The sequence below is a fragment of the Cutibacterium avidum 44067 genome, from assembly GCF_000367205.1.
In the GTDB taxonomy this organism is placed as follows: Bacteria; Actinomycetota; Actinomycetes; order Propionibacteriales; family Propionibacteriaceae; genus Cutibacterium; species Cutibacterium avidum.
In genome coordinates, this window is the sequence record NC_021064.1 from 229,171 (window position 1) to 243,578 (window position 14,408).

Genomic DNA, 14,408 nt, shown 5'->3' on the forward strand with positions numbered 1-14,408 from the left:
ATGACACGTATCGGAGTCGTCACCTTCCCCGGAACCCTTGACAACCAGGATGCCGCAAGGGCTGTTCGCCTGGCCGGGGCTGAGCCCGTGCCGCTGTGGTACGCCTCGACGGATCTGGCCGGGGTTGACGCCGTCGTCCTTCCGGGAGGGTTCTCCTACGGCGACTATCTGCGCTCGGGCGCCCTGGCTGCAGCCTCGCCGGTGATGTCCTCCATTCGTGAAGCGGTGGAAGCTGGTCTTCCTGTGCTCGGCATCTGCAACGGATTCCAGGTGCTCTGCGAGTCTCACCTGCTGCCTGGCGCCCTGATGCGCAACGAGAAGCGGCGTTTCCACTGCTCGGTGCAGCAGCTTCAGGTCGCCAGCGTTGACACCGTGTGGACCTGCGCCTTCCGTCCCAGCCAGCGCATTCGAATCGCCGCCAAGCATGGCGAGGGCAACTATGTTGCCGACAATGCGACCTTGGCAGCTCTGGAGGCCAACAACCAGGTCGTATTCCGCTACACCGCCAATCCGAATGGTTCGGCTCACGACATCGCTGGCATCACCAATGAGGCGGGTAATGTCGTCGGTCTGATGCCTCACCCGGAGCATTCTGTCGAGGATCTCACCGGGGCTGGCACCGACGGGCTGGAATTCTTCCGCTCCCTGCTGACCTTCTTGTCAGCCCAGCTATAGGAGACGGGGTGTCCGGGTTTCCCGGACATGTGTCACGGGGTGGTCCTCATGCGGTCACCCCGTCGTCGTGTCGTCAGAACTGTGCAGTCGCGGACGCTGTCGTCACTGCGCGACGTGGATACGCTGGCCGAGCGGGGAATCAGGGCTGACGGCCGTCAGGGCTGCGGCCCCGTCGAGGCCCTCTCCGAGAGGTTCGACGATGCGCGCTCCCGGCATGGCCACGGAGATCTTCTCGACGATCGCCGCATGGATGAGGCGGGACCTCATGACTCCCCCCAGCAGGCCGATGGCAGGGCTGTCCTCGTCGGTCAGATGGGTCTGGCGCAGTCCCGTGATGGATGAGTGAGCCAGCTCGTGGGCCGCACGCACGCAGATGTCACGGGCGACGTGATCGCCCCCTTCCGCGGCGGCGGTCACCTTGGCGGAGTAGGCGGCAATGTGCGAGACCATGAGTGGATCGGCGTGGAGTTCCAGGTAGGCGGCCTCGATGTCGTCGAAATCTCCGCCGATGGTCTCGCTGAGGATCGTCTGTTCGCCACGACCGTCGTGGGCGCGCATGACGGCGTCGAGGGCATGGCGGCCCAGCCAGAACGCCGATCCGGCATCGCCGATGACGTAACCCCAGCCGTCGACGCGGGCGACATCGTGGTGGCCGACGGCCAGCGTGATGACGCCGGTTCCGGCTGCCGTGACGACCCCCAGCTGGTCGCCCAGGGCGCCCAGGTAGGAGGTGATGGAGTCATGGGCCAGCAGTACCCGACCGACACCGTAGGGTTTGAGTGCCTCCAGGACGGGAACGGGATCCTCGTCGTCGCGGGCTCCCGATGACCCGATGGTCACCGTGCAGTCGGATCCGGTGACTTCGGGGTGGGCTGTCACGACGTCAGCCATGACGGTCGCAAATTGCGAGGCGAGGGGGAGGGCAGTACGCACACCGGACGAGGTGACCATCCAACCTGGGCCCCAAGGGCCCGGCTCGCAGCGGACACGGGTGCTGGATTGTCCGGCGTCGACGGCGAGGACGGGACCGGTGGGGGCGGAATCACTTCGCGCGGCATCACTCATGGGGTCAAGGGTATGGGGAGAGCCGGCACCATGCCCATCGGGGGACTGGGACGATCACATAGTTCGATCGAACAGAGTGAGGTGCCCTTTCGGACAGGTGTTGGTTCACTCACGGCGAACGGCTCATCCTCGGGCATGTCCTGATCCGTAGCCGTGTGAAGTTCTTTGTCTGAATTGTGCAATGTCTTTATGATCATGGCGACAGGGGAAATCTCATGGTGGCATTTCCCCAATTCCTCATGGGTCGTGATCATGGTTAGAAGTTCCTCTGGCAATGGAACTAGCCTTCAAGACGACAATGGTGTCATTCATTGATGGGGATCCGTTGACGATGAGACCGGCGACCGTAATGTGCTGATTGACGTCGACGAAAGGTGACGACATGTTCGGGAAAACAACGGCACGACTGGTCGGTTCGGCCGCGGCTCTCACCATGGCGCTGACGGGAGCCGGTGTGGCCGCCTCCACGGTGGCTCAGGCAGCTCCTGCAGCCTCCACATCCAGCGTCTCGGCTGCAAGCCTGACCGCTGAGCAACGTCAGAATGCCTACACCATCATTCGTGTTGCTGAAGAATCCAATGCCATCGATCCTGCTGGTAAGGACAATGCCATTCACGCCGCGATCATGGCTGCCATGCAGGAGTCCAGCCTGCGCAATCTCAACTACGGTGACCGCGATTCCGTCGGTCTGTTCCAGCAGCGCCCGTCCACCGGCTGGGGGTCCGTCGAGCAGATCATGGACCCGGTCTTCGCTGCCCAGTCCTTCTATGGAATCAACTCCTTCGGAAGTAACCCTGGTGTCATTCAGCAGCCTGGCTGGCAGACCATGAACCCCGGTCAGCTGGCCCAGGCCGTGCAGCGTTCCGCATACCCTGACCGTTACGACAACTGGTACAACCTGTCCGTCGAACTTCTCAACGATTACCGCGCCGGCCGCTGAGGCCCCGGCGTCACCGAGGGGGCGACCGGTTGGCGCCCCCTCGGTGACGACTGTTCGGCTGGAGAACCCCGCCGAAAACCGCTCCTGTGACACATCACAAGTGAAGGGAAGATCTTATGATCTCCACGATCAACAGGCTACGGCGCGGTGCCGTCATCGGTCTGGCGGTGCTCGCGGTCGGGGCTGGCCCCGCTGCGGTGACGGCCCAGGCTGGCTCGCAACCAGCCAACCAGCCTCAGGTGGCCAAGGTCGCTTCCGTCCAGGCCCAAGCATCTGCCGCTGATGTCGCCAACGGCCAGATTGCCGATGCCGCCGCGCACGGATTTCATACCGTCAATATCAACTTCGAGTACCAGGCCACCAGTTGGTGGTGTGGCCCGGCCTCGACCCGGATCGCGCTGTCAGCTCGTGGCGTCAATGTCAGTCAGCAGCAGATGGCCAACGAGCTCGGAACCACCGAGAACGGCACCAACGACATCTCGCTGGTGACGAGCGTGCTCAACAACCACCTCAATCCGCAGTGGTACGAGAACAAGTACATGCCCAATGATCCGCCGACCCAGGATCAGAAGGATCTGTTGTGGCACGACATCACGACGGACATCGACAAGGGCTACGCCATCGTCGCCAACATCGTCGCCCCAGCCAACAATCATCCGCCGGGCTATCCGAGTGACACGATCTACCACTACCTGACGATCGTCGGTTACAACCCTGACACCCGGGAGGTGTTGGTTGCTGATCCGGCTGGATTTGCCGGTACACCGACCTACAAGCTGAGCTTCGATCAGATGGCCACGCTCATTCCTCCGAAGGGATACAGCGCCTGATACGACATATCAGGATTTCTAACTTTTGTGCCGTCTATTCGTTGCAGCCGTTACGGCCATGTACCGCGTCAGGAGTTATCCGGTGAAAGCTCTTCGTACCTCTGTCCTGGGTCTTGCCTGCGCGACGGCCCTTGTCAGCAGTGTGGGGGTGAGTCCCGCCCAGGCGGCCCAACCCGATGAATCCGCAGATCCGCACGTCGCCCTTTTGAGCGAGTACAACCGCTACTGGACCCCCAAACCGTTCGACAAGCATAACTTCGACACTGCCTTTCGTGGTGACGTCACCCCGCAAGGCTCGAAGATCTTGGCTCGCAACGACGAGGGCGTTGAGCAGCTCAACAAGGCCGGGGTTGACGAGGCGAACCAAGCCGCTGACCGACAGGGCAGATCCCAACAGTGGCGTGCCCTACGCGATGCGACGATGTTCACGGATCCGTTGCAAGAAGATAACGATTCCCTCGGCCCGGTGCTCAGTAAGTACGTTGCCGAGGGGCTCGCCCAGTGCACCCCGGCGAATGTTCGCTCCTGCAGCCTCACCCACGTTGCCCGGTTTCTGTGGTCGACAGGGTTCCAGGAAGTGACGAAGAAGGGTACCGGGCCTGCCAAGAAGTACTTCAATTACCCGCGCCCCTACCTTGCTGATCGCAGCTTTGCCGATTCCGGGAATCCGAACAATTTGCGTGGCCTTAAGAAAAGCCTTGCCATTGCGCGGGTACCAAGCCGGATCGACGTGAATCACAGGAGGGGTGGACGGGCCCTCCTTACTGCTGGCTACGACCTGATGGACGGGGCCTCGGGCACCAATCTGACCGTCAGCCAGGCTTTCCCGTCGGGCCACACCACTGCTGCCTATGCCTATGGTTTGGCGATGGCCGAGATCTTGCCCGAGCTGGGTCCGGAGATCCTCACCCGCGCGTCCGAGGCCGGCAACAATCGCGCCGTGCTCGGCGTGCACTACCCGATGGACATCATGGGTGGGCGAATCGAGGGTCACAGCAACGTGTCCGCTGCGCTGACCGCGAATAGGTTGTACGTTGCCTCCCTCAAGGCCGCTCGCACCGAGCTTACGGCATACCTCACTGGCCGTTGTGAGGCCGACGGCCATGGCGACACTGTGCAGGCATGCATCGAAAACGTGGGTGCCAACGACAAGAAGGGCTACTACAACACCTTCACCGACTCGGTGTCCACGACGCCGGTGGTCGATCGCGCCTCGGCCCTTAAGGCCTATCGCGCCCGCATGACCTACGGTTTCTACAAGGCTTCTGCCTATGGTGGCCCGGCCCCCGCCACTACCGTTCCGGTCGTCCCGGCTGGTGCCGAGAACCTGTTGGACACTACTTTCCCGACCCTCTCCGATGCCCAGCGCCGTCAGGTGCTGGCCGCCACCGAAATCGATGCCGGGTATGCCCTCGACTCCTCCTCGGGTGGGTGGCAGCGCATCAATCTGGCCGCAGCCATGAGTGCCAAGGTGACCGTTGACAAGGCCGGTCGCGTCGTCAAGGTCGAGACCGGAAACCTCAAACCTGAGGTCGTCTCGGCTCCCCAGGCCTCCTGAGGTCGAACCGATCGAAGTCCAGTCATTTTGACTGAGTAGTCAAGGTCAAAATGACTGGACTTCGATCATTTCTTTGGTGAGAGGCTCGAGGACTCCGAGCACTTCATTGAAGGCCTCGGTCGACGACGGGTGGGTCCAGATGCCGTCACGCAGCGTCTCGTAGCGGGCTCCCAGCCGCATGGCCAGACCGACGAGGTTGACCAGTTCCTGCGAATCAATGCACCACAGGGTCGCTCCCAGGATGGTGTGGTCGTCGGCATTGACGAGAACTCGGATGAGGCCCTCAGTTTGTCCGACGATCTTGGGGCGTGGCATGGCAGCGATCGTGGCGACGTCCTTGGTGGCCACGAGGACGTTGAGGCCGGATTGTCGGGCTTGACGCATCGTCATGCCCACCTGGGACAGCGGCGGGTCGAGGAAGGTCGTCGTCGGGACGGCTACCCGATCATTGCGACGACGCGGCCCGTCGTGAAGGGTGTCCCACAGCACCCGGTTGTCGTCGAGGGAGACGTAGGTGAACTGTGGGCCGCCATTGACGTCACCGACTGCGTAGACCCCATCGACATTGGTGCGTAGTTGGTCGTCGACGGTGATGTAACCGCGCTCGTCGGTTGCCACTCCGGCGGCCTCAAGATGGAGGTCCTCGGTGGCGGGGGATCTGCTAGCTGCCACCAGACACCTTCACACCGTGAGGCTCGGTGAAGCTGGCCACCCCCCCTCAAGGAGGAGTACTTTGCCTTTCAGCATGGCATGGTTGGCGCGGTTCAATGCGGCGATGAGGGCGTCTCGGTCGGCGACGGCTGAGGTGAAGTAGGAGATGGGGTCGCGCTGTCCCGCTTGGATGCCGAGTCGATGAGGTCCTTGGTGGGTACGCACGCGTCGTTGATGCAGCTGCCCCCGTACATCTGTGCTGATCTCTCGACGAGGGCGTCTTTGCGTTCCTCCGCCGCCAGACGTCCGGCGATCGTTTTGCAGGCCTTGCCCCATCCGATGACAGAACATCGGCCGTGGACTCTTAATGGTTTGCCCTTTCGTATATACGCGATTGGTGACCGGTGGTTCATCAAAGCGCCGACGATGCTTTGTGAGCTGGTTCAGCAGGGCACTCGGCTTGCTCAAGTTCGACTCATGCTTGGGTGAGGCTTAGTGAGTCCCTTTTGGTCGATGATCACGGCTGGCTTGTTGCCGTTGTGATTACCGGCCTGACTACGGTATTGTGTGAAGGCACACGGCTAAGGACCAGTAGAATGATGCGAGGCTATGTCGGGTAGGCGTGATGTCCACGATGATGTGTTCTTCATGCAATATTCATTGACACCGATCACGCTTATGCCCTCGAACTGGGCGAGGTCGTCGATCAAGACACGCTCGCCCTGGATAGTACCCTGTTGATGGCGGTGCGTCGCGCGATCGCGGGTGCCCCCGGGGATCGAGGTGATCCTCGGTTCCGAGTAACCATGACGATTTTGATCCCGCAGTTGTCTGGAAGGGCTTCGACTATGGGGGATCTTAGCTTCGTATCTGGGCAAAGATGCTATACTCTGATTTACGAGGGCGTGTTTGTATTCTATCCGTGTTCGAGGGTTGGTTTAGAAACATGAAGATCGTAATAATTAAAATTAGGTAGCCTACGGCTAGCACAGATAGGGTATGTATGGACGAGCGGGTGCTGGATGCCCAGAGGTGGGTCAACACGACCTACTCGGGGGTTGCAGGGTATGAGCGGTGCCCCGAGAACGGCAAGACGAACTGGGCGACGATGTACTCGCTTACCGAAGGCTTGCAGCACGAGTTGGGAATCCAGAAACTGTCGCATGCGTTCGGTCCGACCACGATGTCCAAGGTGGATGCCCGTGGTGGTGTCGGGCCAGGCGAGCGGAACAAGAACATCGTCAATATCATCAAGTGCGCCTTCTACTGCAAGGGCTATCCCGGCGGGAATTTCGATGGGATTTGGAAGAGCTCACCTCCCCTTGGGCCGCAGCAGGATGCAGTGGCGGGTTCCTTGTACGCCATGACCGACAACATGGGTATTGGGAAGCAGGATAGACTGAATGCTAAACTGTTCAAGGCCTTGCTCACAATGGATGCTTACGTCCTAGTCGCCGGAGGTGATCCGGAAGTTCGTAAGATCCAGCAGTGGTTGAATGGCCGTTATTGGCGGCGTAGTTTTGCAACGCTTATCCCTACGGAGGGACATTATTCACGTGACGTTCAGAAATTACTAATGAAGGCCCTCCAGTCTGATTTTTGGGATAGCGGACGCCTCGGTGAATGGGAATTTCGGGCCGGCGACCCAACGGCAGTTGGCAGCCCATAGTTTGAAGCCCGGTGATAGTGGCGTTCTTGTTGAGTTGCTGTCTGCGGCCTGCGTCTTCAACGGTGCTGTCCCAAGCGGTAGAGGCAGCATGGTTCATACGGTGTTCAAGCATGAGTTCGATGACAAGTTGGCATCGTACATCCGGGCATTTCAGGCGTTCAGCCTGCTACCCGTTACTAATCACGTGGACTACGCTACTTGGTGTCAATTACTGGTATCTACGGGCGACCCAAATCGCACGGCTCATGCATGTGATACGCGATTCACAATCACTGAGTCGCTTGCGCATTCGCTAGTCAAATCGGGTTATACGGTGGTAGGTCGGTATCTTGATGAACCCCCAGGCGGCAAATTAGACAAGAGACTTAAAGATGGTGAACTCCAGGCCATCTTCGCTGGTAACATGAGGATGTTCCCCATTTGGCAATACAATTCACGCCGGCTGATCGATTTCTCTTTCGACTCTGGGTGGGAGCACGGGAACAAGGCACATGACCGTATGGTCCACTACGGTTTCAACCCAGGTGCCATTGTCTACTTCGCGGTGGACTACGACGCGACCGATCCTGAGATTGACAGCAACATTATCCCCTATTTTCGGGGAGTTCAGGCGGCCTTGGCTAGCCGAGGCCATGCCTATCGCGCCGGCGTCTACGGTTGCCGCAATGTCTGCTCGCGCGTGTCAGAGCAGACCTACACGGTCAGCTCCTTCGTCTCGGGGATGTCGTGGGGCTACTCCGGTAATCTCGGATTCCCCCTCCCATACAATTGGTCATTTAACCAGATCCAGGAGATCCGCTACTCTGCTGACTTGGACAAGGAAATTGATTTGGACCGCGATGTGCACCGTACGAAAATTGATCCGGGGATTGGCCCGGATGGAGTGGGTGGGCATACACCGTCAAAGTTGGAGGACACCTTGGCTAAAGTTGACCAGGTCCATGACATGGCGGCGAAATTCGGTGGGGGCACCAGTGACGTCGCCCTTATCAACAAACGGGTGCTGGAGTTCCTTCGACACCCGAAGTACACCCGTCTCTACAGAGGTTGGAGAGTCTTGCTCGGGGCTCCCGATGAGGACTGGCTTGCGGCAGCTACGAGCGAATTCCACTGGCCTCTGATCACGTTCACGGATCCTATTTACAATGAGACCGTATCAATGGATCATCTCGCCGCGACTGCCAACGCCGTCATGCTTATGGGCTGGGGCGACGAGAAAAATGCGAACCGAGGCGATTTCGGGGGCTGGGGTGGTGATCTCTCGACCTTCTACGCTGACTGGATGAACAATGAGAGGAGTTATGCATCGGGCTATGCGTTCTGTATGGATCGGCTTGCTCATCGCGGCGTCGAGTCGTCCTTCGGTTTCTCGGACATGATCGAAGATGTGGATGGATATCTTCTGGGTCGGGCAATCCGGGCCGGTAGGCCCTTCAAGACAGTGCTGAGAGAATACGTGACTGGCCAGGCAATCACGACCCGCTTCCGCGACTTCTACCAACTGCGGTTCAACTCGTCGTCCGATTCTGTTGAGAAATCGGCTCGGGCTATGTTTTTCGATTCATCCGATTCCGTCCTACACAAATTGCAAGTAGCAGCGGTGGAGATGCAGATTAGAGATAAAGCTCTGTTGCCGGAAGTACTGCCGTCGGAGAAATTGTCCCCATTTTTTGAAGGTTTCGCCAAAATTGTCAGCCAGCTGGCGGAAAGCGCGTGAAAGGAGCGCGGCGATGACACGCAATTCCCACAAGATTCCCCGTCGTGCCCTGCTGGGTGGTATGGCCGCAAGTGGACTAGCGGTCGCTCTGGCACCCGAAGCCTTTGCCCTGCCACAGGTCCCGGCATCGCCCATCCAGCCTTCCCGCGCGCAACGATGGTCTGGGATGCGCAGCGTCAACGACTGGCCGATCGGTGCCGCTGCTGCTGCGCAGACGGTCGAGGGTGCAGGGATCGACGTGACTCTGACGACCGGTGCACCGTCGGTCGTGCTACTGCACGCTTTGAGGCGCATCAACTACGAACTTGTCTCATTGCGTCCCGGTGACGTGGCAGGGCTCCAGCATGATCGGAATGTTGCCTCACCGCAACGCTCCAACCTTCTGTCCGGGACGGCCTTCCTGTTTCGTGAGAGCTTTCTTCCCTACGGGTCAACGGGTGATCTTTTCCCCGATGAGATCGTTGTGCTGGAGGATATCGTTGCTGAGTCTCGAGGGGTCCTGGCCTGGGGTGGACATCTCAAGGTGCCTGACCAGTCCTTGATCTACCTCGCGAAGGGGCCGACTTCACCCGAGGTGGGACGGTTGCAGAGCCATTTCGACATGGTCGATCACGTGGATGCTTCAGGAGGCGCTGGTACCATAAATGCTTACTTACCTGAGCGGCGTGCGGCTGCTGTGCGAGAACTGAAGGGGCGCCGATGAGGGGTCCTCGGTTCGTGGCCGTCATGACTTCGTGCGTGTTGCTCTGTTTCGGTGTGGCGGGTTGCAGCACGATCCAGTCTGAGACGGATGAGGATGCCGCGAAATGCGCCGACTATGCCGTGCCCGATGCGCTGCGCAAGGAGCTGGGTTCACGGGGGCTCATCTCTCCTACTGCGCGTGCGGACGCCGCGCAGACATGGTTCAGCGAGACCATGCCGACAGACATCTCTATTGGCGGCCATTGGGTGGTGCGTTGGCGTCGGGGGACTCGGTTTCGTGTCGACCTGTATAGGCATATGAGGTCTGGCTCCCTGCTGCCACCTGACGCGGGAAAATCGGCATCCTCGGTTGCGTGTCGGGTGTATGACGTGGCCCATGGGGTGACCGTCCAGCAGGTCGATTGTCCAAAGGAATCGCTGGATGACCTACCCTGACACGGCTGCCCTTGCCCGCCGGCTCGTACCCGTCAACAGCGGACATGAGACACCCTGATCGGTTCGAGGTGCAGCTTCATCCGGAGGAACTGCTCGGTTTGGATGCTCATGGCACGCGCCACTGCCATACTCTGGTGGTGTGAGTTCGACGAATTTGACCCGCGAGGAAGCCCGTCACCGGTCTGAGATCATCAAGGTCGAGAGGTACCACGTCCGCGTTGACGTGCGTGGCGCCGACGCTGATGGGGCCACCCACTTCACCTCCAGCACCAGGTTACGTTTCTCCTCCGAGGAGTCCGACACCTTCCTGGACCTGCTCGACGCCGAGATCGAGTCGGTGATCGTCAATGACGAGGAGGTCGATCCGGAATACGACGGCTCCCGTATTCAGCTGCACGGACTGCGCACCCACCGCAAGAATCTCGTCGTCGTCACCGCCAAGCTGCCCTATCAACACACCGGCCAGGGTCTGCACCGCTTTGTCGACCCGGCCGACGGCAAGGTGTACCTCTACACCCACTTCGAGGCCGCTGATTCCCGACGTATGTACACGGTCTTCGAGCAGCCCGACCTCAAGGCCCACGTCGACTTCGACGTCCTCGCACCGCAGGGATGGCGCGTCATCTCCAACCAGGTCCATGAGGACACCCGCGAGGAGGAAGGCGGCATCCTGCACGACTTCGCCCTCACCCCGAGGATGTCGACCTACCTCACCGCCATCGCCGCTGGCCCGTACGTCCGATTCGAGGACGAATGGCACTCCCGCGACGGCTCGGAGTCCATCCCACTGGGCATTCTCGCTCGCGCATCCTTGTCCGAGTACGTGGACCATGAGGAGATCTTCAAGATCACCAAGCAGGGCCTGGCCTTCTACCACGACGCCTTCGGCTACCCCTACCCGTGGGGCAAGTACGACCAGATCTTCGTGCCCGAGTACAACCTCGGCGCCATGGAGAATCCGGGCCTCGTGACCTTCACCGAGAACTACATCCACCGCGGCCCGGCCACTCGCTCCGAGCTTGCCGGTCGGACGAACACCATCCTCCACGAGATGGCTCACATGTGGTTCGGAGACCTCGTCACCCCCAAGTGGTGGGACGACCTGTGGCTCAAGGAGTCGTTCGCCGAGTACATGGGAGCCCATGCCTCGGTCAACGCCACCGAGTACCGCGAGGCCTGGACGAACTTCGCCGTCGGTCGCAAGGCCTGGGCCTACACCGCCGACCAGCAGTCGACGACGCACCCGATCGTCGCCGACATCGTCGATCTGGAGGCCGCCCGTCAGAACTTCGACGGCATCACCTACGCCAAGGGTGCGTCGGTGCTCAAGCAGCTCGTCGCCCACGTCGGCGTCGAGAAGTTCTTCAGCGCGGCACGCCACTACTTCCGTGAACTGGCCTTCTCCTCAGCCACTCTCGACGATCTCATCCGTCACCTCGAGAAGGCATGCGGTCGAGACCTGAGCTCCTGGGTGAATGCCTGGCTCAAGACCACCGGACCTGACGTCCTGCTGCCGGAACTCACCGTTCGTGACGGGGTCGTCCAGGAGCTCGCCGTGGTGCGTGACTCCATCGACGTGCGTACCGGCCGAGACGTCAATCGTCCGCACACCCTGCGCGTCGGCCTGTACTCCCTGCAGGGAAACGACTTGGTGCGCACTGACCTCGTTGATGTGACCGTGTCCTCGCCGCGTACTCCGGTGCGCGAGGCCGTCGGCAAGCCTGCCCCGGATCTCATCCTCATCAACGATGACGACCTCACCTACGCCAAGGTGCGTCTGGGGGCCACCGGGACGAAGACGGTGCTGGCCCACCTGTCCGGCCTGTCGAACCCGCTGGTCCGCGCGCTGGTCTGGTCGATGCTGTGGAATGCGGTTCGCGACGCCAAGCTCAAGGTTCAGGATTACCTTGACGCCGTCGCCCTGCACGGCCCCAAGGAGACTGAACCGGCCATCCTCACCACAGTGCTGCAGCAGCTGCGGATGGCGGTCGAGAACTACCTGCCTGATTCCGCTCGCGACAGCGCGCGTCGAGTCGAGGCCGCTCGAGCATGGCAGGGACTTGACGAGTCCGAGCCCGGCAGCGACTTGCAGCGCATCTGGGCCCGCCACGCCCTGGCTCTGTCGGCAGCCGACCCCGAGTCGGCTGATCAGGTCCGCGGACTTCTCGACGGCAACGTCACGGATCTGGTCGTCGATCCTGAGTTGAGGTGGCAGGCATGGATGGCCCTGGCTGCCCTTGGCCAGGCGAGCGTCGAGGACCTCGACGCCGAGCTGGAGCGTGATCGCACCAAGACCGGCGTCGCCCATCACATGGCCGCCATGACGGCCCGTCCCGACGATGCTGCCAAGCAGGATGCCTACCGACGCCTGCGCACCCCCGGCGAGCTGTCCAACGAGCACTGCCTGGCCCTCCTCGACGGTCTGCGCACCCCGCTGGGAGCCGAGACCTTTGCGGGCCTCAACAGCTCCTACTTCGACGACCTCGAACAGATCTGGCAGGAGTTCCCGATCGAGATGGCCCAGCGTCTGGTCATCGGACTCTTCCCGGATGGTGACGTCGCCGAGGACGCCGATCGTTGGTTGGCGAACCACCCATCCGCCTCGGGTGGCCTGACGCGGATGGTCAAGGAGCGTCGAGACGCGGCCACTCGTGCGGAGACGGCCCGCGATTACAACACGATTACAACATCTGAGTGAGGAGCTCCATCGCGCCTGATAGTGGCGGGTTGTTCAGCGGCGACGTTGCTTGACGACCCGCCACTGGCGTACCAGTGCCTCCCGCCACGTCGGCACCGTCACGCCGTTGTCGATCATGATCCGGTACAGACGCCGTTGGTTGACCTCCAGGCCGATGAGACCGATGGCGAAGAAGATGAGCTGGGTGGACATGGCCCATCGGAAGCCATTGAGGGTGTAGCGCCCCCCGGGACACAGCACGTCGAGAAGCAGACCGATGATCTCGATCTCCAGCAGACCGAAGAAGAAGCCGCCCGTAATCGCTACACCGGTCGCGGTGGCCAACCGGTTTCCGGGCTGGAAGGTGCGAGCCACGTCGAAGCCGACGTTTCCGCCAGGCAGAGAGATGCCCAGGCAGATGACGAGGAGGAAGAGCATCCACAGCGGGGCGGGCCCTGGCCACACGAGGACGATCAGCCACGCCACCGTGGAGGCGGCGATCATGGCCTCGATGAGGGTGCCACGACGAATGGGGTGTCGGCTGGTCAGGATGCCCGCCGTTGGTCCGGCGATGGCATTGGCGATGACGTACACCGTCATGAGGGTCGAGGCAGTGGCCGTCGATCGGCCCTCGGCGTGGGTGAGGTAGGGCATCCCCCACATCAGCGAGAAGACGATGCCGGCGAAGTTCGACGACATGTGGGCCCAGAAGGCCAGCCTCGTCGAGGGATGCTTGACGACCTCGACGACCTGGTGGGGGAGTTGCTTGAGGTTGGCGTCGGTGCGTTCCGGCTCGACTCCGGGAGGAGCGTCACGAATGAGAAGGGCAGCCAGCACCGCAGTGAGCACGGCTCCGGAAGCGGCGAGAAAATAGGTCGGGCGCCACCCGCTGGTCTCCACCATGGCCACCAGGCCGACGGCCGAGACAACCTGTCCGAACTGGCCCAACAGGCCAGTGAGCTGAGTCACCAGCGGGATCTGACGAGTCGGGAACCAGGCAGGCACCAGACGCACCGCAGCGCCGAAGATGAAGGCGTCGCCGCATCCCACCAGGATGCGGGCGAGCATGGCTCCTCCCACGTTCCCGGCCAGGGCCATGACAACCTGTCCCACGGCCATGAAAACTGATCCGGCAGTGATGACGACTCGCGACCCCAACCGATCGACCGCCACACCGGCCGGAATCTGCAGAACGGCGTAGACCGCGAGCTGGAGCACCATGAAGGTGGCGACGACGGACGCCGGGGCGTTGAAATGGTCGGCTGCCGTCAGCCCCATGACGCCCAGAGAGGTTCGCTGCATGACGGCAAACCCGTATGCGAGGACCGCGGTCATCCACACCACCCATGTCATGGCAACGCGACGACGAGGGTTCGATGGGGTGGTACTCACGTGGCTCATGGTAAGACGTTCCGCCCCCACATCGCGCTGAGTGAGTCGGCAATACGTGGTCGGGGCGGCAATGACGCCGTCCAACGGCTAGATTTGT

Annotated in this window: 11 protein-coding genes and 1 pseudogene; 9 read left to right on the forward strand and 3 right to left on the reverse strand. The window is 61.2% G+C overall.

The window, feature by feature from the left end:
* The gene (gene purQ / locus PALO_RS01040; protein ID WP_015582088.1) at positions 1-675 is read left to right on the forward strand and encodes a phosphoribosylformylglycinamidine synthase subunit PurQ; all 675 of its coding nucleotides are present in this window, start codon (positions 1-3) and stop codon (positions 673-675) included.
* 102 nt (positions 676-777) lie between these two features.
* On the opposite strand, the gene PALO_RS01045 is transcribed toward purQ, so the two are convergent.
* On the reverse strand, positions 778-1,740 hold the full coding sequence (locus tag PALO_RS01045) for an N-acetylglucosamine kinase (RefSeq protein WP_041709914.1): 963 nt from the start codon (positions 1,738-1,740) through the stop codon (positions 778-780).
* Between the two features lie 382 nt (positions 1,741-2,122).
* Between PALO_RS01045 and PALO_RS12720 the strand changes: the two genes are divergently transcribed.
* The 3 genes from PALO_RS12720 to PALO_RS01060 all read left to right on the forward strand — a co-directional run bounded on the left by PALO_RS12720 (position 2,123) and on the right by PALO_RS01060 (position 5,068).
* Positions 2,123-2,680, forward strand: coding sequence for a hypothetical protein (locus PALO_RS12720; protein ID WP_015582091.1), 558 nt, complete (start codon positions 2,123-2,125; stop codon positions 2,678-2,680).
* 116 nt (positions 2,681-2,796) lie between these two features.
* The gene (locus PALO_RS01055; RefSeq protein WP_015582092.1) at positions 2,797-3,510 is read left to right on the forward strand and encodes a C39 family peptidase; all 714 of its coding nucleotides are present in this window, start codon (positions 2,797-2,799) and stop codon (positions 3,508-3,510) included.
* Positions 3,511-3,592: 82 nt separating this feature from the next.
* Positions 3,593-5,068, forward strand: a complete 1,476-nt coding sequence (locus PALO_RS01060) for an acid phosphatase (protein WP_015582093.1) — start codon at positions 3,593-3,595, stop codon at positions 5,066-5,068.
* A gap of 45 nt (positions 5,069-5,113) precedes the next feature.
* Here PALO_RS01060 and PALO_RS01065 read toward each other — a convergent pair.
* Positions 5,114-5,973: pseudogene (locus PALO_RS01065) on the reverse strand (FAD-dependent oxidoreductase).
* A 749-nt stretch (positions 5,974-6,722) separates the two neighbouring features.
* Between PALO_RS01065 and PALO_RS12725 the strand changes: the two are divergent.
* From PALO_RS12725 to pepN, 5 genes are all read left to right on the forward strand, one after another.
* Positions 6,723-7,388, forward strand: coding sequence for a hypothetical protein (locus PALO_RS12725; RefSeq protein ID WP_244834298.1), 666 nt, complete (start codon positions 6,723-6,725; stop codon positions 7,386-7,388).
* Positions 7,339-9,105, forward strand: a complete 1,767-nt coding sequence (locus PALO_RS01070; RefSeq protein ID WP_238137873.1) for a glycoside hydrolase domain-containing protein — start codon at positions 7,339-7,341, stop codon at positions 9,103-9,105. The genes PALO_RS12725 and PALO_RS01070 overlap by 50 nt, the downstream gene beginning before the upstream one ends.
* Before the next feature lie 13 nt (positions 9,106-9,118).
* The gene (locus PALO_RS01075) at positions 9,119-9,808 is read left to right on the forward strand and encodes a hypothetical protein (RefSeq protein WP_015582095.1); all 690 of its coding nucleotides are present in this window, start codon (positions 9,119-9,121) and stop codon (positions 9,806-9,808) included.
* On the forward strand, positions 9,805-10,242 hold the full coding sequence (locus PALO_RS01080; RefSeq protein WP_015582096.1) for a hypothetical protein: 438 nt from the start codon (positions 9,805-9,807) through the stop codon (positions 10,240-10,242). The genes PALO_RS01075 and PALO_RS01080 overlap by 4 nt, the downstream gene beginning before the upstream one ends.
* 139 nt (positions 10,243-10,381) lie before the next feature.
* Positions 10,382-12,940 (forward strand): aminopeptidase N, encoded by a 2,559-nt coding sequence (gene pepN, locus PALO_RS01085; protein WP_187290329.1) that lies wholly within the window; start codon positions 10,382-10,384, stop codon positions 12,938-12,940.
* 33 nt (positions 12,941-12,973) lie between these two features.
* Here the strand turns inward: pepN and PALO_RS01090 are convergent, their stop codons facing one another.
* The gene (locus PALO_RS01090) at positions 12,974-14,272 is read right to left on the reverse strand and encodes an MFS transporter (RefSeq protein ID WP_041710190.1); all 1,299 of its coding nucleotides are present in this window, start codon (positions 14,270-14,272) and stop codon (positions 12,974-12,976) included.
* Between the last annotated feature and the right edge of the window lie 136 nt (positions 14,273-14,408).

Excerpts from the sequence above, each read along its gene's own strand:
- PALO_RS01055 (WP_015582092.1), top strand. The coding sequence starts at position 2,797 with ATGATCTCCACGATCAACAGGCTACGGCGCGGTGCCGTCATCGGTCTG.
- purQ (WP_015582088.1), top strand. The coding sequence starts at position 1 with ATGACACGTATCGGAGTCGTCACCTTCCCCGGAACCCTTGACAACCAG.
- PALO_RS01075 (WP_015582095.1), top strand. The coding sequence starts at position 9,119 with ATGACACGCAATTCCCACAAGATTCCCCGTCGTGCCCTGCTGGGTGGT.
- PALO_RS12720 (WP_015582091.1), top strand. The coding sequence starts at position 2,123 with ATGTTCGGGAAAACAACGGCACGACTGGTCGGTTCGGCCGCGGCTCTC.
- PALO_RS01045 (WP_041709914.1), bottom strand. The coding sequence starts at position 1,740 with ATGAGTGATGCCGCGCGAAGTGATTCCGCCCCCACCGGTCCCGTCCTC.
- PALO_RS01080 (WP_015582096.1), top strand. The coding sequence starts at position 9,805 with ATGAGGGGTCCTCGGTTCGTGGCCGTCATGACTTCGTGCGTGTTGCTC.
- PALO_RS12725 (WP_244834298.1), top strand. The coding sequence starts at position 6,723 with ATGGACGAGCGGGTGCTGGATGCCCAGAGGTGGGTCAACACGACCTAC.
- PALO_RS01090 (WP_041710190.1), bottom strand. The coding sequence starts at position 14,272 with ATGACATGGGTGGTGTGGATGACCGCGGTCCTCGCATACGGGTTTGCC.